Annotated in this window: 24 protein-coding genes; 5 read left to right on the top strand and 19 right to left on the bottom strand. The window is 42.8% G+C overall.

What is annotated here, in order from left to right; all coding sequences use genetic code 11:
- Positions 1-175 precede the first annotated feature (175 nt).
- The gene (locus SRRS_RS07670) at positions 176-1,345 is read left to right on the top strand and encodes a GNAT family N-acyltransferase (RefSeq protein ID WP_371367697.1); all 1,170 of its coding nucleotides are present in this window, start codon (positions 176-178) and stop codon (positions 1,343-1,345) included.
- 90 nt (positions 1,346-1,435) lie between these two features.
- On the opposite strand, the gene SRRS_RS07665 is transcribed toward SRRS_RS07670, so the two are convergent.
- The 6 genes from SRRS_RS07665 to SRRS_RS07640 all read right to left on the bottom strand — a co-directional run bounded on the left by SRRS_RS07665 (position 1,436) and on the right by SRRS_RS07640 (position 4,987).
- Positions 1,436-1,984 (bottom strand): flavodoxin family protein, encoded by a 549-nt coding sequence (locus SRRS_RS07665; protein ID WP_371367696.1) that lies wholly within the window; start codon positions 1,982-1,984, stop codon positions 1,436-1,438.
- A 14-nt stretch (positions 1,985-1,998) separates the two neighbouring features.
- Entirely contained in the window at positions 1,999-2,676 is a 678-nt protein-coding gene (locus SRRS_RS07660; protein WP_371367694.1) for a flavodoxin family protein, read from the bottom strand.
- 18 nt (positions 2,677-2,694) lie between these two features.
- Positions 2,695-3,237, bottom strand: coding sequence for a nitroreductase family protein (locus tag SRRS_RS07655; RefSeq protein WP_371367692.1), 543 nt, complete (start codon positions 3,235-3,237; stop codon positions 2,695-2,697).
- A 127-nt stretch (positions 3,238-3,364) separates the two neighbouring features.
- Positions 3,365-3,676, bottom strand: coding sequence for an ArsR/SmtB family transcription factor (locus SRRS_RS07650; RefSeq protein WP_371367690.1), 312 nt, complete (start codon positions 3,674-3,676; stop codon positions 3,365-3,367).
- A 98-nt stretch (positions 3,677-3,774) separates the two neighbouring features.
- A complete protein-coding gene (locus tag SRRS_RS07645) occupies positions 3,775-4,413 on the bottom strand; it encodes an HXXEE domain-containing protein (protein WP_371367688.1) in 639 nt (212 codons plus the stop codon).
- 139 nt (positions 4,414-4,552) lie between these two features.
- Positions 4,553-4,987 (bottom strand): MarR family winged helix-turn-helix transcriptional regulator, encoded by a 435-nt coding sequence (locus SRRS_RS07640; RefSeq protein WP_371367686.1) that lies wholly within the window; start codon positions 4,985-4,987, stop codon positions 4,553-4,555.
- A gap of 254 nt (positions 4,988-5,241) precedes the next feature.
- Here SRRS_RS07640 and SRRS_RS07635 point away from each other — a divergent pair, with 254 nt between their 5' ends.
- Positions 5,242-6,204: a P1 family peptidase gene (locus SRRS_RS07635; RefSeq protein ID WP_371367684.1), complete on the top strand. Its 963-nt coding sequence runs from the start codon at positions 5,242-5,244 to the stop codon at positions 6,202-6,204.
- A gap of 127 nt (positions 6,205-6,331) precedes the next feature.
- Here SRRS_RS07635 and SRRS_RS07630 read toward each other — a convergent pair whose 3' ends face one another.
- Positions 6,332-7,687, bottom strand: coding sequence for a PLP-dependent aminotransferase family protein (locus SRRS_RS07630; RefSeq protein WP_371367682.1), 1,356 nt, complete (start codon positions 7,685-7,687; stop codon positions 6,332-6,334).
- Between the two features lie 115 nt (positions 7,688-7,802).
- On the opposite strand from SRRS_RS07630, the gene SRRS_RS07625 reads away from it, so the two are divergent.
- Complete coding sequence (locus SRRS_RS07625; RefSeq protein ID WP_371367680.1) at positions 7,803-8,999, top strand: MFS transporter; 1,197 nt, start codon at positions 7,803-7,805, stop codon at positions 8,997-8,999.
- A 235-nt stretch (positions 9,000-9,234) separates the two neighbouring features.
- On the opposite strand, the gene SRRS_RS07620 is transcribed toward SRRS_RS07625, so the two are convergent.
- From SRRS_RS07620 to SRRS_RS07585, 8 genes are all read right to left on the bottom strand, one after another.
- On the bottom strand, positions 9,235-10,584 hold the full coding sequence (locus SRRS_RS07620; RefSeq protein ID WP_371367679.1) for an S-layer homology domain-containing protein: 1,350 nt from the start codon (positions 10,582-10,584) through the stop codon (positions 9,235-9,237).
- Between the two features lie 75 nt (positions 10,585-10,659).
- Positions 10,660-10,836 (bottom strand): hypothetical protein, encoded by a 177-nt coding sequence (locus tag SRRS_RS07615; RefSeq protein WP_371367677.1) that lies wholly within the window; start codon positions 10,834-10,836, stop codon positions 10,660-10,662.
- Between the two features lie 10 nt (positions 10,837-10,846).
- Positions 10,847-11,815, bottom strand: coding sequence for an ABC transporter ATP-binding protein (locus tag SRRS_RS07610; RefSeq protein ID WP_371369749.1), 969 nt, complete (start codon positions 11,813-11,815; stop codon positions 10,847-10,849).
- Positions 11,809-12,792 carry an ABC transporter ATP-binding protein gene (locus SRRS_RS07605; RefSeq protein ID WP_371367675.1) on the bottom strand — a complete coding sequence of 328 codons (984 nt, stop codon included), beginning with the start codon at positions 12,790-12,792 and terminating at the stop codon, positions 11,809-11,811. The genes SRRS_RS07610 and SRRS_RS07605 overlap by 7 nt, the downstream gene beginning before the upstream one ends.
- An 11-nt stretch (positions 12,793-12,803) precedes the next feature.
- A complete protein-coding gene (opp4C, locus tag SRRS_RS07600; RefSeq protein ID WP_371367673.1) occupies positions 12,804-13,730 on the bottom strand; it encodes an oligopeptide ABC transporter permease in 927 nt (308 codons plus the stop codon).
- Positions 13,731-13,742: 12 nt separating this feature from the next.
- Complete coding sequence (locus SRRS_RS07595; RefSeq protein ID WP_371367671.1) at positions 13,743-14,711, bottom strand: ABC transporter permease; 969 nt, start codon at positions 14,709-14,711, stop codon at positions 13,743-13,745.
- A gap of 48 nt (positions 14,712-14,759) precedes the next feature.
- The gene (locus SRRS_RS07590) at positions 14,760-16,472 is read right to left on the bottom strand and encodes an ABC transporter substrate-binding protein (protein ID WP_371367670.1); all 1,713 of its coding nucleotides are present in this window, start codon (positions 16,470-16,472) and stop codon (positions 14,760-14,762) included.
- Positions 16,473-16,563: 91 nt separating this feature from the next.
- Complete coding sequence (locus SRRS_RS07585) at positions 16,564-17,676, bottom strand: aminopeptidase (protein ID WP_371367668.1); 1,113 nt, start codon at positions 17,674-17,676, stop codon at positions 16,564-16,566.
- 429 nt (positions 17,677-18,105) lie between these two features.
- Here SRRS_RS07585 and SRRS_RS07580 point away from each other — a divergent pair, with 429 nt between their 5' ends.
- The gene (locus SRRS_RS07580; RefSeq protein ID WP_371367666.1) at positions 18,106-18,318 is read left to right on the top strand and encodes a helix-turn-helix domain-containing protein; all 213 of its coding nucleotides are present in this window, start codon (positions 18,106-18,108) and stop codon (positions 18,316-18,318) included.
- Between the two features lie 425 nt (positions 18,319-18,743).
- Positions 18,744-19,046 (top strand): helix-turn-helix domain-containing protein, encoded by a 303-nt coding sequence (locus SRRS_RS07575; RefSeq protein WP_371367664.1) that lies wholly within the window; start codon positions 18,744-18,746, stop codon positions 19,044-19,046.
- Here the strand turns inward: SRRS_RS07575 and SRRS_RS07570 are convergent.
- The 4 genes from SRRS_RS07570 to SRRS_RS07555 all read right to left on the bottom strand — a co-directional run bounded on the left by SRRS_RS07570 (position 19,038) and on the right by SRRS_RS07555 (position 23,485).
- Entirely contained in the window at positions 19,038-19,310 is a 273-nt protein-coding gene (locus SRRS_RS07570; RefSeq protein WP_371369747.1) for a DUF255 domain-containing protein, read from the bottom strand. The genes SRRS_RS07575 and SRRS_RS07570 overlap by 9 nt on opposite strands.
- Positions 19,311-19,355: 45 nt before the next feature.
- A complete protein-coding gene (gene istB, locus SRRS_RS07565) occupies positions 19,356-20,132 on the bottom strand; it encodes an IS21-like element helper ATPase IstB (protein ID WP_371363668.1) in 777 nt (258 codons plus the stop codon).
- Complete coding sequence (istA, locus tag SRRS_RS07560; protein WP_371363667.1) at positions 20,122-21,672, bottom strand: IS21 family transposase; 1,551 nt, start codon at positions 21,670-21,672, stop codon at positions 20,122-20,124. Before istA ends, istB begins: the two co-directional genes overlap by 11 nt.
- A gap of 610 nt (positions 21,673-22,282) precedes the next feature.
- Positions 22,283-23,485 (bottom strand): hypothetical protein, encoded by a 1,203-nt coding sequence (locus SRRS_RS07555; RefSeq protein ID WP_371367662.1) that lies wholly within the window; start codon positions 23,483-23,485, stop codon positions 22,283-22,285.
- Between the last annotated feature and the right edge of the window lie 166 nt (positions 23,486-23,651).

Raw genomic sequence — 23,651 nt, 5'->3', positions numbered from 1 at the left:
GCTTTTTATATTCCCATAAAACCCATATTCCTACATTTTTCTCCATTCTTTTACATTAATCACAGGAAAATGTACTAGTTTCTCCGTAACCCTTAATTACGGGGGTGATAGTTATGAAGACATAATTTTTATAAAAATTTTCTGCATCCAAAAACTATTACGAGGAGAGAAGAACATGATAAACAATGAAACAAAAACAAATACCAACTCAATAGTAAATCCTGAAGATTCAATTAAAATTTGCGTAGCTAAAACCACGGAAGAGAAAAGGGAAATATATCTTTTTCGTTATCAAATCTATGTGGAAGAAATGTCTAAACATCTTGCAGAAGCAGACTACGATAATAAACTTCTATATGATGAACTAGATGAATGGGCTATATTGTTATACGCCAAAGTTGGTACAAAGATAATTGCCACTTATAGAATCAATATAGGCACCATGGTAGAATTTCCCCAAGGAGTAATAGAGTTTTTAGCGCTGAATAGACTTAACAATTGTGTTACTGAACATGACAGTCTTAAATTTGCCTATGCGACAAAAGTAATGGTCACTCCCGCTTACCGAAGCTCACCAGCGCTATATCTGCTTATGACAAAATGCTATGAAATTTGTTGTTATGAACAGGCCCAGTTTCTCTTAGGCGCCTGCAACATTCATTTGCTTCCTCTCTATGAGAAACTAGGCTTCCGCAGGTATTATAAAAACTTTCTTTACCCTGGCTATGGCCTATTAGTCCCTCTTGTTATGCTCATAGATGACGTTGAGCATCTTCATAAATTACGTTCTCCACTTTTTCGCATAGCACGGAAAAGACAAGCAGTAAATACCAGCGTAGTTGAATGGTTTGATACTGTTTTCGCTAATAACTCATCCTTTATTAATAGTCAAATGATTACGGAGGAAGAATTATGGAGCCTTTTGTGTAAACGTTTTCGTTGTCTACCAACGGAAGGAATAACCTTATTGCATGATTTGTCTCAAACAGAAGCGAAAAAATTCCTTCATAGTTGCGGGATTTTAGTACAATGCAATCCGGACGATATAATCACATTTCAAGGATATGTTAGTTATACCTATAATATATTACTTTCCGGCAGATTAAAGTCATTAACCTTCCTGAGCCCAGCTAAGGAATACGTCACGCCCGGTCAACATTTTGGGGCCAATGGATTAACTGAGCAGAATACACATACAGAAGACATAGCTGCAATCAGCTCTACCGAAATATTAGCATTATCCGGTATCGCTTTTCAAAAATTTTATCATTCCCACCCGGATATTGCCCACAAGATCGTCAAAAACATTATCAGTACAAAGAAAAAACTAGCCCGCGTTAAATAAATTTACGTCCAAACATTTTTCGGGTTAGTATACTAAACAAACCGTCATTACACTTCACATGTTATATCAAGTGTAATGACGGTTTCGCCTTTACTGTATGCTGTTCCCTAATGCTTCGGCTCTCTGTAGTCCGTCGGTCTTCAGAATATCGTCTTTAACATGAAGGCCCGGTACCAGGATTATGCCGCAATCCTTCCAATTCAGGTAATCAGCAATAAGCTTATAGGAGGTAATAATCCCCTCGTACCTGTATTCCTCCTTATCGCCGCCACATACTAGAAGTGCGCATTCTTTTATCTTCCATGTCTGTTTCCCAATCAAAAAGGAATAGAACTTATCAATAGCAGCTTTTAGCTGTTGGGGAAAAGAAAACCAATATAAGGGAGTTGCAAACACAACCATGTCCGCCTGCTCTAACAGCGGCGCCAGGTCATTAAAATCGTCCGGAACAGAACAAGCGACACCCTTACTGAAGCAAGTCTTACAGTCTATACACCCCTTAATATGTTTATCTGCAGCTGTATATTTTACGGTCGTGTGGCCGGCCTGCCGCGCGCCGGCAATAAATGCATCTGCGAGTTTTTCGCTATTGCCGCCTTTTCTGGGGCTGCCTGTCATAACAAGGATATTTTTTGACATAGTTGGCTTCCTCCTTACTGATCGATTGTATTTGGGTGGCTAGCTTCTGTAAATCGCCTACCCATGTTATATGCTTTTTCACAATCCTGAGGGAATACTTCCTTGCGTCTTGCGGCTTTCTTTTCCGGATCGAAGGAAGTGACGACATAGTTTGAGTAATCATCAAACTGGTATGTATCGGTAACATAAAGTGATTCCACTACGCCGAAAGTTCTCTTTAGTACCATTTCAGCCAACTCGAACTGCCGGACATAGCCCATTTCCTCCATTCGGCTTTCCGGGACGTTCATGGTATAAATAAGACCTACCGGTATATTCCGCTTGAAAAGCGAAGAGTAATTTTCATCATAGACGATGTAGGGGAACACAAGCCGTTCCATAAATGATCGCATTTCTCCGGAAACCGCCCCTATATAAATAGGCGAACCCAGAATGATCGCATCAGCCGACTCAATTTTCTCAAGGACCGGGGTCAAATCATCCTTCATTGCACATTTTCCATAACTTGTGCCACCTTTTCTTTTGCAGGCGAAACAACTGGTACAACCTTTGAAATTGAGATCATAAAGGTGTATTAATTCCGTTTCAGCTCCCTGCGATGCGGCCCCTTCCAGCGCCTTTGTCAACAAAGTTGCTGTATTCCAGCCTTTCCTTGGACTTCCATTGATAGCGATGACGGTTTTCTTTTCCATACTAATTCCCCTTTTCTCTTATAAATTATTTTGGAATCCGTCCCAGAAGACAACTTCTTCCAAAGGTCTCCTATTTTTGGGGGCGCCTTGAGTAAGCTCAGTAGCCGGATAACCGACATGCAATACTGCTGTTGGTTCAACGTGCTGGGGCAGATGTAGTGCTTCACTCAACTTTTTAGGATCAAAACCACATACCCAACAGGTTCCCAAGCCAAGATCCGCTGCCGCCAAGGTCATGTGATCGACCGCGATAGCAATATCAACATCACAGTGGTCCTTGCCGTCATCGCTGCGATGCCAGGATTTTTGGTGGTCTCCGCAGATGACAATAAAAACAGGCGCACTTTTGTAATGGGTCAGATTAAATGGCGAATACGCCTCGGCGATTTTCTCTTTTTGCCCTGCATCCTTAACCACAATAAAATACCAGGGCTGAGCATTTGCCGCCGAAGGTGCCAGTCTTCCTGCTTCCAGGATGACTCTTAACGCATCGTCTTCAACCATTTGCTCTTTGTACTGCCTCACGGACTTTCTTTTTTGTACCAAATCTAAAAACTTCATTAACCAAGGCCTCCTTTTTATGTTTTTTGGGGCTACTATAGTGGAATTTTGTACATCATTAAATTTAAATATCTAAAAATATAGATATTTGTCGAAAAAAAAGAGAAACAAACTTGTAAGTTTAGTTTTACAATTCATTTCTAATGTAATCGGAAAACTCCTGAATGGTCTTCTCATTACGCCGATAATAAGTCCATTGTCCAAAGCGCCTGGACTCTAACAGACCGGCTTTTTGCATCATCAATAAATAACTTGAAACAACAGATTGCGTCAGTCCGGCTTTAGCTTGAATACTACCTACACAAATTCCTCCCTTAAAATCGGCATCAGTAGGTAAGCAGGTTTGTGAACCAAAATTTTCATCCGGATTTTTCAACCATTCTAAAATTTGGCGACGAGTTTCATTTGACAAGACTTTAAATATTAGTATAGGTTCCATATTTTTATTATATCTATTTTTCTCGATATGTCAATATTCACTTGTATGCCCTTATTAATACAGCGTTTATGACTTGTTGCCTTCCTAATCCTTATACATTAACGCATTTTATTTGAGCGATAAGGCCCCAATTGCTTTTGATCAAAGTTAAATGTTGTTTTTTCATTTTTCAGCCACAGGTTGCCTTTTATAATTAATATATAGGTAGCCATAACAAAATATACAATTCCCAATATCCAATCATAAACAGTCGCTAAATTGTGTACTGTAATATAATTGATATACCAAACACCGATGGGAATATGCAGAAAAACGACAGCAAGCAGCCCCGGATTATAAATACCTTTGATTTTTACATTAGCGACAATACCATGCCATATCAATTGAAAAAAGCCCATAAGCACCGGCGCTAAGCCCAGCCATATCTGATCTACAAAAAACAGGGGAAGCAAATAAAACCCATAAGCAATTAAAAGATTAATAATCATCGCTGAGTGACGATTTAAAGGATACTTATCCGGATTTATACTTTTGAACATAACAACATTAAATATACCGGGAAAATACCCTGGCCAACGGTATTCTTCGAATTGGTGAAACAGAATTGCAACAAAGCTCAGCCATAAAATCACACTGATTTCTTGCATTTGCTGATGGAAAAGAACTAACCCCATACACACCACTAAGCCTACTATACCACCGATGTCTTGCCAATACTTTCTTAAGAAATCCATCATCTTTTCCCTCTCCTCAATTAGATTTTCCTTCTCTCAATATAATACAATAGTATATTACGATATAATTGTCATTGACAACTATATCGTAAAAAATTAAGCTGAAATTTTCCAGCAAAATTTTTGAAAAAAATTCTATTTATCAACTGTGAGATTGAATATTAGCATACATTTTATGCAATAAATTTTTTAGTACCTTTACTTCGTTTTCCTCCATATTTTCAACTAACCATTCATTAATTTCATCAGCAATTGGGATAATTTCTTTTTTTACTTTCGCCCCCCGTTTTGTCAGATAAATCAATGCCGAACGTCTGTCACTTTTACTTTCTTCCTTAAAAATCAAACCGTTTTCTTCAAGTTTTTCAATAAGCCGTGTAGTATAGGGTTTATCTCTAAGTGACACCAACGACAAATCAGTTGGTGAAATTCCTTCTTCCTCCGAAATTTTAGCGAGTAAAACCCATTGCTCAGGTGTAATGCCATATTTCTTTAATTTTTTAAGAAATATGTTTTTCATTCTCGAATATGTCCTGCTAAGTAAAAAACTAATCGCATCTGTTAAAATATAAGTCATTTTTTTCTCCATATAATTGTCATTGACAACTTTATGATAGGCTATTCTACTTTAAATGTCAAGACGCTCCTTGGATCCACTCCGCTTGCCCACTCACATTTTTATCTTTCTTTACATATTATGTTGTTAAATCATATATTTTACCTAACCCCCTCAATACTCCCCGTCATGCAAGAACTATACGATATCCATCGCGTGCTGCGACTTAGTAAGAAGTTCTTTTGTCTTAAATTTTAACGGTAAGGGTGAGATAAATGAGTAAGGAAAAATGCAAAAAATTGAAAGTAGCCGCTACAGGAGGACTTACCGATGTTCCCGGCATCCTGGTGGGAAATGCCGAGGACAAAAGCTGCCGTACAGGCTGTACGGTAATTCTCTGTCCGGACGGGGCAGTCCCCGGTGTATCTGTAAGTGGCGGTAGTCCCGGTACCCAGAATACTGATATCCTCCGACCCGGCACCTCGGAGTATCCTGTATTTGGGTTGCTCCTCACAGGAGGCAGTTTCTTTGGGCTGCCGGCGACGGGCGGAGTAATGCGCTGGCTGGTTGAGCAAGAAATCGCCGCTGTGCCGCTCGTACCTGCGGCGGTCATCAATGACCTCGTCTACGCCAATGGAGCACCCCCGCCTGATGCGGCCCTGGCCTACGAAGCCTGCCAGACTGCAAATGCGGGCCCCGTGACGGAAGGAAATGTGGGGGCCGGGGCGGGAGCAACGGCAGGGAAAATCTACGGAAGACCTATGAAGTCCGGACTGGGCACTGCCTCTGTTTGTATTCCCGGCGGCCCTGTGGTGGCGGCCCTGGCCGTGGTTAATCCTGTCGGAGACGTGTGGTATGGAGAACGTATCGTTGTCGGAGCACTACGTCCTAATGGAACTTTTGTCAATCAGACCCGGGCTATGCTGTCCGGTGTACCGGCGCCAACCACCCAGACCCGGAATACCACGATCGCCGTAGTGGCTACCAATGCGCAGCTTACCAAGGCACAGGCCAACCGGGTGGCGGCACTTGCCGAGAATGGCATGGCTCGGGCCATCTCCCCCGATACGCAAGCCGACGGTGATACGATTTTCTGCCTCGCCCTGGGCTCATACACCAGTAACCTGACGAGCGACGAACTCGTTACGCTGGTGGGCACAGCCGCCGTGGTGGCACTGGAGGAGGCTATTGTACGTGGGGCATTGGCGGCACAACAATCATATTTTCCAGAACCATAAATGGTTCGCAACAGCCGTATAAATTCCAAAGATCCAATAATTAAAAAGTAAATTATTGGATCTTTTGTTATGAGTAAGCATTTTCCTGTAATCCAGTATAGACATCTGTTGCTGTAATGGACTATTTTTATCGCAAAGGCATCCTCATAATCTCATTGTGAATTTCAGGAAGTCCTTTATTAATATCGTCCACAGTTGTGCGTGCCACACTTAGCCGTATACCTTTTTTATAATAATGACTGTTAACGAAACACTCACTTCCAGGCGTAACTAAAATGCCCCGTCGTCTTTTTAAATTCTCCACAAATTGGCCCTCGTTAATATGGTCAGGCAGTTTCAGATAGCTATAAAAACCGTTCTCTCCTCCTATCCATTCCAGCCCGGACTTGCCTGCCTCTGCGAAATGTATCTTAAGGCAGTCCAGCCTTACAGATAATTCATTTTTGATGGAAGAGACATGTTTCTTTAACAAATTGCTGCGTATATAGATTTCTAAAGTAGACTGGGATACCAGAGATGGCGAAAAGTAGGAATGGTAATAGGAATACTTTACATATTCAGTAAAGATAGGTAATAGTTGCGACGGAACAACGGTTATGCCAATTCTAATCCAGGGTATTATTTTGATGAAGCTCTTCAGGTAGATATGATGGATATGATCACCGTAAGAATATATGGGATCTCCATAGTTGCCAACTAGGATATCGCCAAAATAATCATCTTCTACTATATATACATCGTATTTTTCCGCCAAGCGTGCGATCGCTTTGCGTTGTTCCTTATTATAACAAGTACCTAACGGATTGTGACTACTGGGCACCGTGTAAAAAAATTTAATCTTTTCTTTCTTAAAAAGTGCCTCCAGAAAGTCTATATCAACTCCGTCTTTATCTCGTGGTATGCCCAGAATTTTGGCACCGTTACTTTTTAAAAAGTTAGTATAATACCTGAAGGTAGGTTGTTCAATCAAGATGGTGTCTTTCTTATTAGGAAAGGGCATTTGGTTTAACATGTTGAGAGCTTGCTGAACACCCAGATTGACGAAGATATTATCGGTAGTTGTGAATACTTGAAAATCAGCCAGGTATTTGGGCAATAGGTTTCTTAACGACGGAATACCGTAGAGCTTATCCCCGCCAAAGCTATTGGTACTGCATATGTCAACTGCCCGGTCGAGACAGTGCTTCAGGTCGGGAATATAGATATTATTGAACAGCGGGTTTCCTCTAGAAAAATCAATGATTGCAGTATTAGTCTGTTCTATCTTCGGACGACTCTCCACCACGTAACAGCCACTCTGGGGAACAGAATAGATTAAGTGCTTGCTCTTTAAAATATCATATGCTTTCACTGCGGTACTTTTGCTGCACCCATATGTAGTACATAAATCCCGGATCGATGGTAATCTGTGATCCTGCCTGAATCTGCCTTCCTGAATGAATGTTTCCATATCATCGACAATCTGCTCGTAGGCCTTCCTCACACATTCAACCCCCAACTGTATCGGTACAGTATAAGTATATCACAATTGTTACCATGATTTTCTAGGGCTATAATGGATTTAGCTACGAAACTAATACATTATAGAGGTACAGAATATGCTTAAACAACAACAATACCTGCTTAATACGTTTCATATAATCATTGACGGCCTATTTGACAGTGCGCCGCTACTTCTATCTTTCATGATCCTTGCGTTTGGGTCTAATGAGAAAGCCGCCGGTATCATTATCTCGCTTGCGATTATGGTAAGCACTCTTACCGGGTTATCTACCAAATTCTTTTCCCAAACCATAGGATCGCTGCGCACCTTCCTCATTATAACGGCACTATATGGCCTGGGATTTCTCGCAAATGCGTTTGCAACCAATATTTATCTTGCAGGATTTTGTTTTATCCTGGCAAATACAGGGTTTAGTTTGTTTCACAACGTAGCGTTTTCCTATCTTACATTAACTTCTGAAAGACAGTCACTGGGAAAAGCTATGGGTGATTTTACAGCGATTGGCGATATTGGCAGAATTCCTTTTGCCTCACTCGCCGGCTTTATTGGCGCGGTTTCTTTGTTCGGATTTCCAGGATGGAGAATTATCTGTTTAACCTATGGCCTGGGCGTTTTGCTATTTTCAGGCTATATATTGGTTTCCTCCTGCCACAAAGAAGAAACTATCAAGCAAAATACAGCAGCAAAAACAACAAGCCGTTTTCCTTCCTTTTCCCTGCTACGCAATCCCCAATATGCGTTGCCGATCAGCGCAAGCGTACTTGATGCATTTGCAAGCGATAAAATTTTTACTTTTTTGCCTTTTCTTCTTTTTGCAAAAGGGATTGACCCCGAAGTCATCGGCACTTTCGCACTGGCCTTTACCTTGGGCTGCTTTCTCGGAAAAGCAGCTTGCGGCAGAATGGTTGATGCCTTCGGCACACGCAGAGTATTTGTTATCTCAGAGGTTATAATGGCAATACTTCTTGTGCTTCTAGTTATAGGCCAGCAACTTTTTATCATTGTCGGAACCTCTCTCTTGCTGGGCATTGTAACAAAAGGGACTGTTCCAGTTGTCCAAACGATTATTACAGAGCCGGTTAGAGAAAAACACAACTATGACGACATTTTTGCAATTAACGGCTTTTGTCGCGGAACTACCAATATGATTACGCCGCTGCTCTTTGGCTTTATCGCTTCTTCCTTTGGTGTACATTGGATTTATGATATTATGGCTTTTATTGCGATATGCGCTGTCCTGCCGGTGCTTTTAATGGCTAACAAAGAACAGACAATCGCTGTAGAGAAGTAAAAACCTTTAAACCGCCTAATTTTTGTTGCGGCCTCATTAAATGCCTAAATAGGAGTTGGCTGGATCAAACCATTCATCTAAAGAGTGATTCCGTCCGTCCCTTCCACCGCCGCCAAGGCGTAGAGAGAGAATTCTTGGAGAAGAGGGAGTCTTAGAGCGGGTTAGTCATCGGATAAAGCAAGGTATGCACACTGGCTTTCGCATGCATACCTTGCGGTAAACACCAGCTTGTCCCTTAGAAGTAATAGTTGACAAAACCGCCATAGCTTTTGGCTTTATCGGAACCTTTAACCGCTTTCCAGTCCGTATAGTTGACATTAACCTTTACATTTTTAGCCGGACAATAATTAAACTCATAATAGAAACCCTTTTGGTTTTTATCCAGGTCCCAATCCGTCAAACCAGAGTCCATCAGAGCATTCTCCTCCAGGTGGGCATATTCAAGATACATACCATAGGAGCCCGGCTTGGACGTATCACAGTTCTTATAACTAAGAACTCCGAAATAACCTCTGTTATCCTCATCCTTGTCTGAGCCGCCATAGATACCGGTTAAGACAAGATCGGGAGTAAGATTATAGTTTAACGCGCTTTCCCAATATTTTTGCTTTTGGAATTTATCCCCGGAGCCAACCGGGTTTGCACTCATATAGGCACCTTTAAAGTTCAGGTTTTTAGTAAAATTATAATCTAAGTTTACGCCAGTCAAATTGTTGTCACCATACTCCGGTGCCGTGGTGATGATCTTGCCGTTCTTAATTTGATAACTGCCTTTGGAAATCTGATTGGCATTCAGGGATCGGCCAAAGAAGCCGGTTACTTTAAGTTCTTTACCAAAACCCACCGTCACCCCGTCAATCGGGCCGCTGTAATGCATTCCATTACCGGTATACAGCGGAATTTTTCCGGCCTCGATGGTACCCCAGTTAAGATCGCCATGAACATAAACACGGTTCAGTCTTATCGTGCCGTCAATTCCTTCATTGCCATAGGTGGCACGGTTATCACCGTCGAAAGCTTTTAGATAACTACTCCCGTAGTGACCGTCACTGGTTTTTAAGTCACTGATCTGTTGCAACCGGGTCTTGAATTGCCATCTGTCGTCGATTTTGCCGGTGAGCCAGAGGCGGAGACGGCCATCTACCACATTATCTTTCGTTTTTACACCATCTTCGTCAGTGGCATGCGTCCCGAGGTACCTAATCCGGTATTCGCCATTGAATTTTACCTTATCCGTCTTTGCCTCCACAGCCGCCATGCGGACACCGAGGTTTTCCAATTCGGAGGAATATTCCGCAGAAAGCCTTTCAATAACAGCTTTTTGCTCATCAGTAGCTTTTTCCAGCTTGGTCAAGGCATTGGCCACAATCTGCGCCATTTCATAGCGGGTCAAGGTTCTTTCCCCGCGGAAAGTTCCATCAGCATAACCACTCACGATCCCGGCCTGATTTAACTTGGTCACAGCCTCATAGGACCAATGACTGGCAGGAACGTCATTGAAGTGATTAACAGGAGCAGCCAGAGCAGTACCGGCAACGCTCATCATATAAACAGCCGCAAGAGCCAGGACAACTTTTTTTCTCATACTAATAACCATTCCTTTCGTTTTGCTCAAGGCACAAAATGGCACGAACCCATTGCCTGTGAGCTTTCTTGGGACTCACCAACTCCAAAAACTCAAAATGCCCCAGATAACCACGCCAATACCAAAACCAAATAATAGAATGACCGGTAGTACTATCATTACCTGGGCAATCATAACCGCCACAAGATCTTTTCCGCCAATCCGGGTTCCGCCTTCGTCACTATCCTGCACCGCTTCCACCTCTGCCGGCAACTTTCTTTTCCTAAATAACATGACAGGCAACGAAATGGTCTTTGGCGATTTCCCGGTAGGCAGGAACTTCTTCCTTGCACCGGGGCGTAACATAGGCGCAGCGGGTATGAAATTTGCAGCCCGGCGGCGGGTTGGACGGGTTCGGCGTATCGCCGTGCAATAGAATTCTCTGCCGCTTCACCGCAGGGTCGGGGATCGGCACCGCCGACAGCAGGGCTTTGGTATACGGATGAGCCGGATGACTGTATAATTCTTCTTTCGTCGCCATCTCTACCAGCGAGCCCACATACATCACCCCGACCCGGTGACTGATATGTTTTACCACGCTTAAGTCATGAGAAATAAATAAATAGGAAAAACCGTGCTGCTGCTGCAAATCCCCCAGCATGTTAATAATTTGCGACTGGATGGAAACATCCAGCGCGGATACCGGTTCATCGGCAACAATAAATTCCGGATTCAATATCAAGGCGCGGGCAATCCCGATCCGCTGCCGCTGCCCGCCGGAAAACTCATGGGGATACCGCTTACTATGATACGAAGCCAGCCCGCAAGCTTGAATGGCCTCAAGCACTTTGTCCCGCACCTCATTCTTAGGCACAAGGCCATGATCGAGTAACGCCTCGCCGATAATGTTTTCCACCGTCATGCGGGGATTTAAGGAACTATAGGGGTCCTGAAAAATAATTTGCAGCTTGGGACGCAGCTTGCGCAGCTGCTCTTTTTTGTAGCTGTATAAATCCTGACCCTGAAAAAATACCTTGCCCGCGGTCTTATCCAATAATCTCAGGATGGTTCTGCCTAAGGTTGACTTCCCACAGCCTGATTCACCCACAAGGCCTAAGGTTTCCCCCTTCCTGATGGTAAACGAAACGTCATCCACCGCCTTGACATAGCCTACTGTTTTAGAAAATACGCCTTTCACTATGGGGAAATATTTTTTCAGATTTTCGACTTCCACTAACGGTTCCCTCATGATATGTTCCCCTCCCCATACAGCCAGCAGGCTACCCGGTGGTTTTCACTGACCGTTATCAGCGGCGGTTCCTGTTCTTGGCATTTTGCACAAGCTTTCCCGCACCGGGGCGAGAAGTGGCAATCTGCGGGAAGATTGAGCGGATTGGGAACCTGTCCGGGAATCGAATACAGCCTCTCGGTATCCTGATGAATGGCCGGTTTGGACTCTAGCAGCCCGGTAGTATAGGGGTGCAGCGGCTGGGCGAAAAGTTCCCTGACCGGAGCCGCTTCGACCACCTTGCCGCAGTACATGACCACCACATAGTCCGCCATTTCGGCAATAACCCCCAAATCATGAGTTATCAGCATAATCGCGGAATTCAATTGTTCTTTTAAGCCGCGCATCAAATCGAGTATCTGGGCCTGAATCGTTACATCCAGCGCGGTAGTGGGTTCATCGGCAATTAACAGCTTCGGATTACAGGCTACCGCCATGGCAATCATCGCCCGCTGCCGCATGCCGCCGCTGAGTTCGTGAGGATAGCAATTCACGATTTCCTCCGCCCGGGGTATCCCAACAAGCTTCAGTATTTCCACGGCCTTCTGGGTAGCTGCCGCAGGACTCATGTTTTGATGCAGAATCAACACTTCGCCAATCTGCTCGCCAATCGTAAATACGGGATTGAGCGAGGTCATGGGTTCCTGAAATATCACCGAAATGTCATTGCCGCGAATTGAACGCATTTCCTCCTCACTTAGGTCCAGCACATTTTTTCCCTCAAATACGATTTGTCCGTCAATAATCTGGCCGGGAGGGTTGGGAATCAGCCGCAACAGCGACATAGCGGCGACACTTTTGCCACAGCCCGATTCACCAACTACGCCCAGGGTTTGTCCTTTTTGTATCGTAAAACTAACATCATCTACGGCTTTGACGGTGCCCTCTTCCGTAAAAAAATAGGTCTTTACATTTTTAAACTCCACTAAATTTTCAGCCATTGCCCTTCCCCCTACTTCTTCAACTTAGGATCAAGAGCGTCTCTTAACCCGTCACCGAACAGATTAATGGCCATTACCGTCAATAAGATACAGACTCCCGGCGGTATCCATAGCCAGGAATAATGCTGAATCGAATACAGGTCATTCACCACCTGGATCATATTGCCCCAGGATGCGGTCGGCGGCATAACTCCCAAACCCAGAAAGCTTAACGCGGATTCGGTGAGAATGGCTGAACCGATCCCTAACGTAGCGGCAACAATAATCGCCGGAAAGGTGTTGGGCAGCAAATGATGAAAAATTTTTCGCCTGTCCTTTAAGCCCACCGCCTCCGTTGCCTGCATAAATTCCTGTTCCCGCAGCGATAAAATCTGCCCGCGGACAACACGGCAGATGACCGGCCAGGCAACTAGCCCCAAAATTAACATGACCATATAGATCCGGTACTGGGGCGAAACCTTGAAATCGGAAAGTATGGCGCCTAATACAATGAGCAGCGGTAAAAACGGCAGACATAAGAATATATCAACAACACGCATAATCAGCCCATCAACTTTCCCGCCATAAAAACCGGCGACAGCCCCCAGGCCGCCGCCAATGATCACTTCGATGAGCACAGCGACAATGCCAATCGTTAAGGAGATTCTCCCGGCATACATCAGCCGGGTAAATACATCCCGTCCCAGGTGGTCGGTGCCCAGTAGATGCGCGCCGCTGGGTCCTGTAAGCCTGCTGGAAAAATCCATGGATTCCATGGTATAGGGCGAACACCAGGGCCCAGCCACAGATACGACAGCGATAGCCAGTAAAATAACCAGGCCGCTGACCGCTAATTTATTTTTCCTAAGACGGTTCCAGACAAGCCTGCCGGGACTTACCGCCTGTTCCTGCTTACAAGCCGGGTTGGACTGTACTCTAACTTCTACCTTTGCCTCCATCCTTCTCTCCCCTTACTTAAGCCTAATTCTTGGATCTGCCAGGGCATAAGCAACATCTGCCAGCAGGTTCCCTACCAGGGTCAACACCGCCAATAGCATGTTAATGCCCATCAGCAAGGGGTAATCCCGGTTATTCACTGCCAATAACGTGACCGGTCCGATGCCGGGCCAGGAAAAGATGGTTTCGGTGATGATCGCCCCCGCGAACAACACCGGCAACGAAATCCCCAACAGGGTAATGATGGGAATCAAGGCATTTTTCATCGCATGCTTATAGATAACAACCTTTTCCCCAAGTCCTTTGGCCCTTGCCGTCCGGATATAGTCCTGCCGGATAACTTCCAGCATGCTTGTCCGGGTGTAACGCATGAACATGGCGACCTCCATAAACGTCAGGACAAAGAAGGGCAGCGCCATATGATAGATAACATCGATAAATTTGGCAAACCCGGTCGCGCTGCTGCCGGTGGTAATCATGCCGCCGACCGGAAAAATCGGCAGATCAATCGCCAGCCATTTGATCAGCAGCATGGTCATGAAAAAGGAAGGGATGGATATCCCGACCATGGCCACTACCGTAAAAAAGTAATCAAAACCGGAATACTGCCTGGTCGCTGACAACACACCAATCGGAATCGCACATAGCACCGCCGCTACCAGCGACGCCAGTCCCAGATAGAAAGAATTCCAAATATAGCTGTTCATCACTTTGCCGACAGGCTGCTTATATTTATAAGAATCACCGAAATCGCCCTGAATTGCCCCCAGGGCCCAATAGCCGTATTGCACGATCTGAGGCTCGTCCAAATGGTATAAATGCCGTAGCTGCTCCTGTTTTTCTATCGACATCTTCGGATTGCTTTGCACCATATTGGTAACCACATCGCCTGGAGCCATCGTAAACAGAGTATACAGAATGATCGACACACCAAACAGTACAGGGATCATCTGCAGCACCCTGCGTATTATGTACTGCCGCACGTCCTCCCACCTTTCCTTACACGTATACCCAAAACCAGACTTACCGGCTTATAATAATTCAGCCTGCCATAAGTCATAAGTAAAGTTCCGGTATGGTGATATGCTGATCCCCTTCACCCTGGCATTAATCGGATACATATCCCGGCGCTGGTACATAAAAATGTACGGAAGGTCTTCATTCAGCTCCTTATACAGTTCCTGGTACACTTGCTTGCGCTCTGCCAGATTGGTGGTGGCTAAACCTTTTTCCAGCAAGGCATCCACCTTGGCATTGCTATAATGCAAATAATTCTGTGTGCCCCTGGTTTTGAATATCGTCGTGCTATCCGGGTCGGTATTCAGACCCCAGGCCATAAAGAACATTTCCGCCTCACCGGATTTTTGTTTCCTTACTACTCCGTTGAATTCCATCTGTTCCGGCACAAACTGAATCCCCAACTGTTCATAATTCTGCTTGGCAACAGGAATCAGCGCATCATTTACCGGATTGGGACTGGAAGCAGTGAAATGAATGATAAATTTCCTGCCATCCTTTTCCCGGATACCGTCTGCCCCTTTTATCCAGCCCGCTTCGTCCAGCATCCGGGCCGCTTTTTCCAGATTATATTCATAGGGATTGACATCAGGATTAAACGCCCAGCCAACCTTGGACTCCGGCTCGTTGGACACATCGGCATAGCCTTCGTACACGGCATCCACCACCTGTTTGCGGTTAAGGCCATACGCTAACGCCTGCCGTACCTTGCGGTCACTGAACATGGGATTGGCTATGTTCATGGCAATGTAGCCGTACCCATTGGTCGGATGCATCTGAATGGTAAGAAAACCGGCTGATTTTAACTGCGCAACATTTCTGGCATTTACCGTGACCTCGTCCAGATCGATTTCACCGCTGCTCAGCATCTGAATTCTGGTATTTTCATTGGTCGCTTTGTAAATAACATTCTTTATTTTGGGTTTGCCTCGCCAATAACTCTCATTCGCAGTCAGAATCGTTTCGATGCCTTCCTTATATTGAACAAACTTATACGGTCCGCTGCCCATGGGTGCGCGGTGCAATTTTTTTATCCCCTCGGTATTGCCTTGTTTGTAATCCTTGCCATAATAGGCTTTGGATAATATTGGGGAAAAGTACTCCGTGAAGCTGTATATAACAGAAGCATTCGGTTTCTCCAAAACAAACTTAATGGTATACGGATCAATAATTTGGATTCCTTCAATCGTCGTGGCCTTGCCGTCATGATAGGCCTTACATCCCTTGATGAAATAAGAAAACACATCCGCGGGTCCGTCATAACTGCTGTCAGACAATATGTAATAACTGAAGGCAACATCCTCCGCCGTCACCGGACTTCCATCGTGAAAGGCGGCATTTTTGCGCAGATGAAAGGTATATTCCAACCCGTCGGCGGAAACCTCCCACTTTTCGGCCACGCCAGGCACCGGCTGCCCCTGCGGGTCCTTGCCCAGAAGATAATCAAAGATAACGGTATTGATCCGGTTATCATAATCCGAGTCTGCATATAAGGGGTTTAGTACCCCATCCGGTGTATTTACCCCGATAATTAACGTATCCTTGCGGCTTTTCGCCAGGTCGGGATTCTTTTCCGGCTGTTCCGCCTGCATCACCTCGGTGAGCTTACTTGATAAATCACCTTTTTGCTGCACCGTTTTGGTGGTTTGGCTGCCGCCGCATCCGGTCATGGCTACCACCAGCGCCAGCATGGCTGCCAGTGCAATACTCAACTTTCCTCTTTTCATGTTTATAAACATTCCTTTCGCGGCTTTCAGGCACAACACGTTAGGAAACGGCGGCCTGAGCCTTTGACGCTCCCTGCCAAGTACGGCAACATTACAACAGATTTTCCGGATTTAACCCCGCTAGTTCCGGGATGACAAACAGGCCGTCTTTACGGATGAGCCGGTCGTCAAACCAGATTTCCCCGCCGCCGAACTCCGGTGTCTGGATACAGATCAGATCCCAGTGGATGGCGGAACGGTTGCCGTTATAGGCGTCCTGATAACAACTTCCCGCGGTGAAATGGAAGCTGCCCCGGATCTTTTCATCAAACAGCGTATCTTTCATGGGGGTGGTGATATAGGGATTGACGCCCAGCGCAAATTCGCCAATATAGCGGGCGCCCTCGTCGGTATCCAGTACTTTATTCAATTTTTCCGTATCATTCGCCGTGGCTTGTACAATTTTGCCATTGACGAACTCGAAGCGGACTTGTTCATAAGTAAACCCACCCTGCAGGGACGGCGTATTATAGGTGAGATACCCGTTGACGGAATCCTTTACCGGTGCCGTATACACTTCCCCGTCGGGAATATTCATCCGGCCAGCGCATTTCACCGCCGGAATGCCCTTGATCGAGAAATACAAATCGGTCCCCGGGCCGACAATATGAACCTTATCGGTTAGCGCCAGCAAATGGATTAACGGCTCCATGGCCTGGTCCATCCTGCCATAATCGAGATTGCACACGTTGAAATAGAAATTCTCAAACGCTTCCTGGCTGGTATTCGCAATCTGCGCCATCGAGCTATTGGGATAACGCAGCACGCACCACTTGGTTTTCGGCACGCGGATGTCGGTATGCACCGCCTTAGTCCAGTATTGCTTGTACCATTGCATCTGCTCGCCGGGTACATCGGACAGCTCGCAGATATTCGGAGCGGCGCGCACGCCAATATAGGCATCCATACTCTCCATCCGCCGCGCTTCCCACTCAGCGATCATTGTCAGTTGCTCAATGGTTGCCTCTCGTAATAGTTGACGAAGAATTCTGTCATTTTTAACGGTAACAAACGGCATCCCGCCGACCCGGTAGGCTTCTTTCACCAAGGCCTGCGCCAGCGGCAAGCCCTCATCAAATACTTCGATGAGGATTTTTTCCTGTGGTTGCAGGCGCACTGAATACCTAATCAGATTTTTCGCTAACTCGCGGACTCTTTGATCCATGGTTAACCCTCCTGTTTTTTATGGGAATCATGATATGGTTGCATTGATTTAGGCAGTTGTATTTACGGTTTGAAGTGGATAGGCTATAATATAATAGGTGTAAAATTTTTCTTGTGCGCTGTAATGCTTTACCGCATTTTGGGCGCACGAAATCGGCAGCATGTTGCTTGGTAGGCTTGTGATGCTGCTATTGGGGGTTGGGTGTCTCACCTCGCTTTTTATTTGGTTTTGAAGGACAAGTTAATTTGTATCACCTTTCTTTCTTGTTCCCAGATTAATAAATATCTGGGCATCTTAAATTTCAAAAAACTTTATTAGGGAATACTCAAGAAGCTTTCAGTTTTAGTGCAATAATATTGCACCCACATTGTTTATTATAGTGCAGTAAAATTGCACTGTCAATGATTTTTTATGAATTGGTGTGATTCTATGCCTTCTTTTGGTGAACGCTTAAACTACTTAAGAAAAACAAAAAACTTAAAAGCTGAAGACTTAGCCGAAATAGTTGGCGTAAAACGCCGAATTATATTTATGTATGAGAAAAACGAAGCAAAACCAAGTTTTGACGTTCTCATTGCACTTGCTGATTACTTTAACGTATCTCTTGATTATCTAGTAGGAAGATCAAATAAAGCTGAATGAATAAAAAATCCATGACAAGTCGTTCGTTTTTGCAGTTGGATTTACGTTTTAAAGTGGATAAGCTATAATAAATAGGTGTAAAATTCTTCTTTTGCTCTGTAATGCCACACCGCATTTTTGGCGCACGAAACCAGCAGTATGTGTGCTCGGCGACTTGCAATGCTGCTTTTTTGGGTAGATGGTTCACCTCTCTTTTTTAGTTTTGAAGGCCAAACTATTAGGGGGTAACTCCTTTCTTAATAATGTGATTTTAAGTCTAAAGTGTTTTAATAAAAACAAAGTATCACCTATAGGTTTTAATTATCTTTAATAATATCACCTTTAGGTAATATTATCAAGTATTTTTATATCTTATAGGTAATATTTTTTTGTTGTTTCATAACACATTTTATTAAAACCTTTAATTTTTGGGAGGATATAGTAAGATGATAAACATTGGTGAAAGAATTAGGGAATTACGAAAATCAAAAAATATAACTGCTAGTTCGCTTGCCAACCAAATTGGAGTAGCCCAAAGTTTTATATCATCAATAGAAAACGGAACCAAAAAATGCTCTTTAGAAACTTTAGACGCAATATGTACTGCTCTCAACGTTTCACTTGCCGATTTTTTTAAAGAAGATACATCTGAAATAAGTCCAGAGATGCAACGATTACTTGATGCTAGTAAGAACTTAACTCAAAAACAGCGTGACTTAATTACTGAGTTTTTAGAGGCATTAAAATAAATTTGAGTCAAAATAAGCGAAGAATTCCAGCATTAAGGAATTCTTCGCTTTTATAATATAAATATGAAGTTTTCTCATTTTCACAACGTGGAAACAGTGACACGTACTATAGCCGCAACTAAAAAATATGGGTTTGTTCTCTTCCCGCGCCTTGGCAAACGCTTCTTCGCCCCACGGATACCAATCTATCGGATTATGTACATGCTGCAATAAATTGAATATTCTTGTGCGATGAAATCGCAGTTCCGGAAACAAGGAAATCATGAGTCCGGAACTGGAAATCATACTTTGGTAGTCCAATGCCTTAATTTATTCGCTTAGTCGTTTATCTAATCCATAAACCTCTCTCATCGATAAATCTTTCGTTGGATCAATGCTTTCGATATTTATCTTGTACGAATCATGAACGATTCGATCAAGAATGGCATCAGCCAGAGGTGAAGCATCACCGCCAAGTTGATCATACCAACCTTCATGCCTGTATTGAGAACAAAAGATTGTAGATGAACGTTTTCTTCGTCGATGAAGGAGTTCGAAAATGTCCTTTGCTTCATTTTGAGTAGGTTTCAAAAGTAGCCATTCATCAATTATCAGAAGAACGGGATTAGAGTATTTCATCATTACTTTTTTATAAGTGCCTTCATCCCTTGCATGTTCGAGATCTAGAAGTAGATCCGGCAGACGAACATACTGTGTTTTGTAGTAATGCTTACAGGCTTCCATGCCAAAGGCATTGGCAAGATATGTTTTACCACAGCCTGTTGCACCAGTGATGAAAATATTTCTGAATTCTGCGATGTACTCGCAAGTCGCAAGGCGTTTGATCAAATCTTTGTTGATTTTTCGTCCTGATGAATAGTTGATTCCCATAATACTGGCATCCGGTTGCTCAAACTCAGCATTTTTAATGAGGCGATTCAAGCGATTGTTTTTTCTTCTGGTATATTCAATATCAACCACCATGCCCATACGGTCTTCGAAGTCAATCTCCTTCATCTTAGGATCAGAGACTTGTTGCAGATAAGCTTCGGCCATTGCAGTTAAACGCATTTCTATAAGTTTATCAATTGTTGGATTATTTATCATTGCCTTTACCTCCATAGTAATTTGCACCGCGTGTTACGCCATAATTGTTTTTCGGGGGATTCTCTGTGCCTGGTTTTAAGCTCTCTTTAATTCCTGTGGTAAGAATATTTTTGATACTCTTATAACTTGGACTTGCTGTGTAGCTCAAAACTTTCTCACAAGCCGATTCAAGACGTGATTCTGAATGTCTTTCGGCTAACTTGAGTAATCCCATGCAACTTTTATAGGTTTGTTGTTCCACGCGGCTGGAGGATAGGATGGCAATAATGACTTTATGAGTATTAGTCCCAATTTTTTTGGCCCAATGCTTAAAGCGATCTCCATTCCATTCTAGATACTTCTGATGATCCGGCGGCATATGTTCCAGAATAGTATTGTATTGCCCCTTGCGGCCGTAAAGGCGTTTATGAGATGCAATACGATTGTGATTGTAAAAGATTTCTAAGACTCTATCAGTTACCCTCACATCGACTTTGAGTTTGATGTATTCATATGGAACAGAATATAGCATTCCTTCGAGTGATATGTGATAATTAAACTGAACGGTGGCTTGTTTCCAGTCCGCCAGTTCGTAAAAGGTAGCTGGTAGGGGGCTTAGGAAAGGCAACTCTTCGTGGTGGAAGAGGCTCCATCTGCTACCTTCTTTCTTTTGAAAAGTTCTTAAGTTAAATGCTTCGAGTTTTTCTCGGATTGCAGCATTAAGTTCATCCAAAGAGAAGAATTGTTCATTTCTAAGCGCAGCGGTTATCCATGTGGAAATGTTGCCAACAGTACCTTCAACATTTGCTTTATCTTTAGGTTTTCTAATCCTAGCTGGAATAATGGCAGTGCCATAATGTTCAGCCATTTCATGATAAGTTACATTAAGTTTAGGTGTATACCAATCTTTTGTATGAACTACAGCAGTTTTGCAGTTATCTGGAACAAGAATTTTTGCAACACCGCCGAAGTAGTTGTACATATGGACATGAGCCGTAATCCAAGCACGCTGCTTTTCATTGATAAAAGCCTCCACATAGGCGTACTGGCTATATGTCATAACACCGACAAAAAGATAAGCTTCAGTAACCTCACCAGTATCAGGATCAATAATCTTTGCTGGATCTCCAGCCCAATCTACTTCGACCTGTTCAGCTGGTTTGCGGCTAATATGCATCGTAGCACGACGTTTTTGCTCATCTTGCAAAAGGTAATGGCAGAACTGCGAGTACATAAGCGGTTCATCGCCGTTTAGTCGGCAGTCTTCTAAATATTCAGTCCATAATAATTTTTTACTTACACCATTTTTAAGCAATTCCTTACGAGTGTGGACTAAATCGGGGAGTCGTTTATTCCCAAAGTTTTTCTGTTCTTTTGGAAACATCAAGTTTTCCAAAGATTTGTCGGTCATTGATTCGTCTAAAGGCCATGATATTCCTAGCTCTTTAGCACGGCGTTGAATCTTTACGACAGTTTTCTGAGCAACACCACAACTTTGCATGATATTACGTTGTGAGAATCCTAGGCTTGTCAGCCTAAGGATTTCTCTGTACTTGGTCATAAATTTGACCCTCCTAATAATGAATTTACATCATTCGATGTATAAATTCATTATAGGACAAGCAATTATTGATTTCTGTTTGCCGGTATGTTGATTTCCATTTAGTCGGTATACTGATTTCCAATCACCGGTCAGGTGATGACTTTGAGACCGGAATACTCATAAATACGAATTCTTCTCATTCGCCAGGTGGTTAACGTGCTTCTCAGACCTTCGCTTCACCTCGTTTGTTTGCTACCTTTTAGGATTCGCTTGGTTGAGGTTTTACATATGTTGGATAATAGATAATTGTTATTTATTAGGATTAATTTTATTGTAATTGGTGTGGGAAGTCAAGAAAAAAGAAAAATCAGCATCACATAATGCTGATAACAAAATCCAATATATAGCGCCATCGTTTTAACAGGATTAGCGCTAATCAGTAACTACCTACGGATGGGTGGTTACACATTTACCTTTGTCCATCCCTTCCAGCATGTTGGGCTTCACTAATACTCTATCGCCAAGCTATATAAACTGCGACATGCCGCCTAAATAGTCAAGTAATCTGCCTTGGCTTGCTCTACTACCTGTGTATCGTATGAATCCGCTTTTACGACTACTACTCTTGTCATAAGATTATAGCCTCCCAATCCTCTTTAAATTTAGAAAGAAGAAACTCTTTAACATATTTTCTATAACCTTCATTAGAAATTATTCTATCTATCTCAAAACTAATATTTTTTTCATACCCTTTTTCATAAAAATCCGATCTACATTTTTTAGTTTCTCGAATTTCTTTTGCACATACATTTTCTGTTAGTAAGTCAATATAATCTTCTGGATACCACACCTTTTTTTTCTGATTATCTATAATTTCCCCTGGAAACATAGCACCAAAAATCAGATTAGAAAGAACATTAGAATCCACATCGTAACCCAGGTTAGCAACTCCTACTTTTTCAAAAAAATAAATAATATGCTTAAATTCATATCTTGATTTCTCCCATCCCCAATTCCATTCACGTCCAATGGGGATATATCTATAAATTGGATGTTTGTCAACTGTTGCAATTTGATACCGTAAAAATAAAGTCAACCGTTGGGTTCTTTCTGAATTACAGTCAAGCTCTGTCGACTTAAGGAAATAGGCTTCCACATTCTTGTCTTTTATAAATTTTATTTCTATCACCAGATTAAATAATTCTTGTAGGCTGAGATAATTTTTACACCGATAAATGGATTTGGAAGTTCCATCTAACCAATCTATTTGTACGTTAAAAAAAGAGCTAGTCCATTTTAACAATTCTGGACTAATAACATCCATTATCGATTCATTATCACTAAAATTTTTCATTTTTAACCCAAATTCAGAGGGAATCACCTTTATAATTTTGGTTTTTGATATTCCATGAATTTTATAAATATTAATAAAATTATTAATCATTATATCAAATTCATTAATTGACCTTGATTCTTCTATAAGTCTATTAATTTCATGACTATGATCAGCAAACCACTTCTTTAATTCCCTAACAAATTGTTGCCTAATTCGTTCATCTATTTTATTAGTAGTTAAATTCTCAAATAATTTTATTATATCTTGATGAGGTTCCTTGGTATTTATAGATGATGATACACAAATTTGTTCAAAGTACTTCTGTGCTTCATCCTCATTGCTAAAAAAGGGTCGAATTTGAGAAACAAATGACGTTCCTAATTTTTTGAAAATATCGTATGTCGCTCCCTCGACAATTGTTTTTCCAATATCAAATATAAGATTAGGATCTTTAACCCATGTATAAAATGCCATAAAAGCCGAACTTGTATCCATGATTTTATTCCTCCTTCCGAAATTATCGACAGTATCCAATTTAAAACATTAGACAATGTTTTTTCAAAAGTGCTCTGTTGTAACAAGCAGCTATAAGATGCAATAATTAGAATCACACTGAACGCCTAGAAGCACCAAAACAGTATGGTTAATATAAATATATAAA

The sequence above is a fragment of the Sporomusa rhizae genome (genome assembly GCF_041428845.1).
GTDB classification, from domain to species: Bacteria; Bacillota; Negativicutes; order Sporomusales; family Sporomusaceae; genus Sporomusa; species Sporomusa rhizae.
The sequence above is the reverse complement of the archived record's forward strand: the minus strand, read 5'-3'. Positions and strand labels throughout refer to the sequence as shown.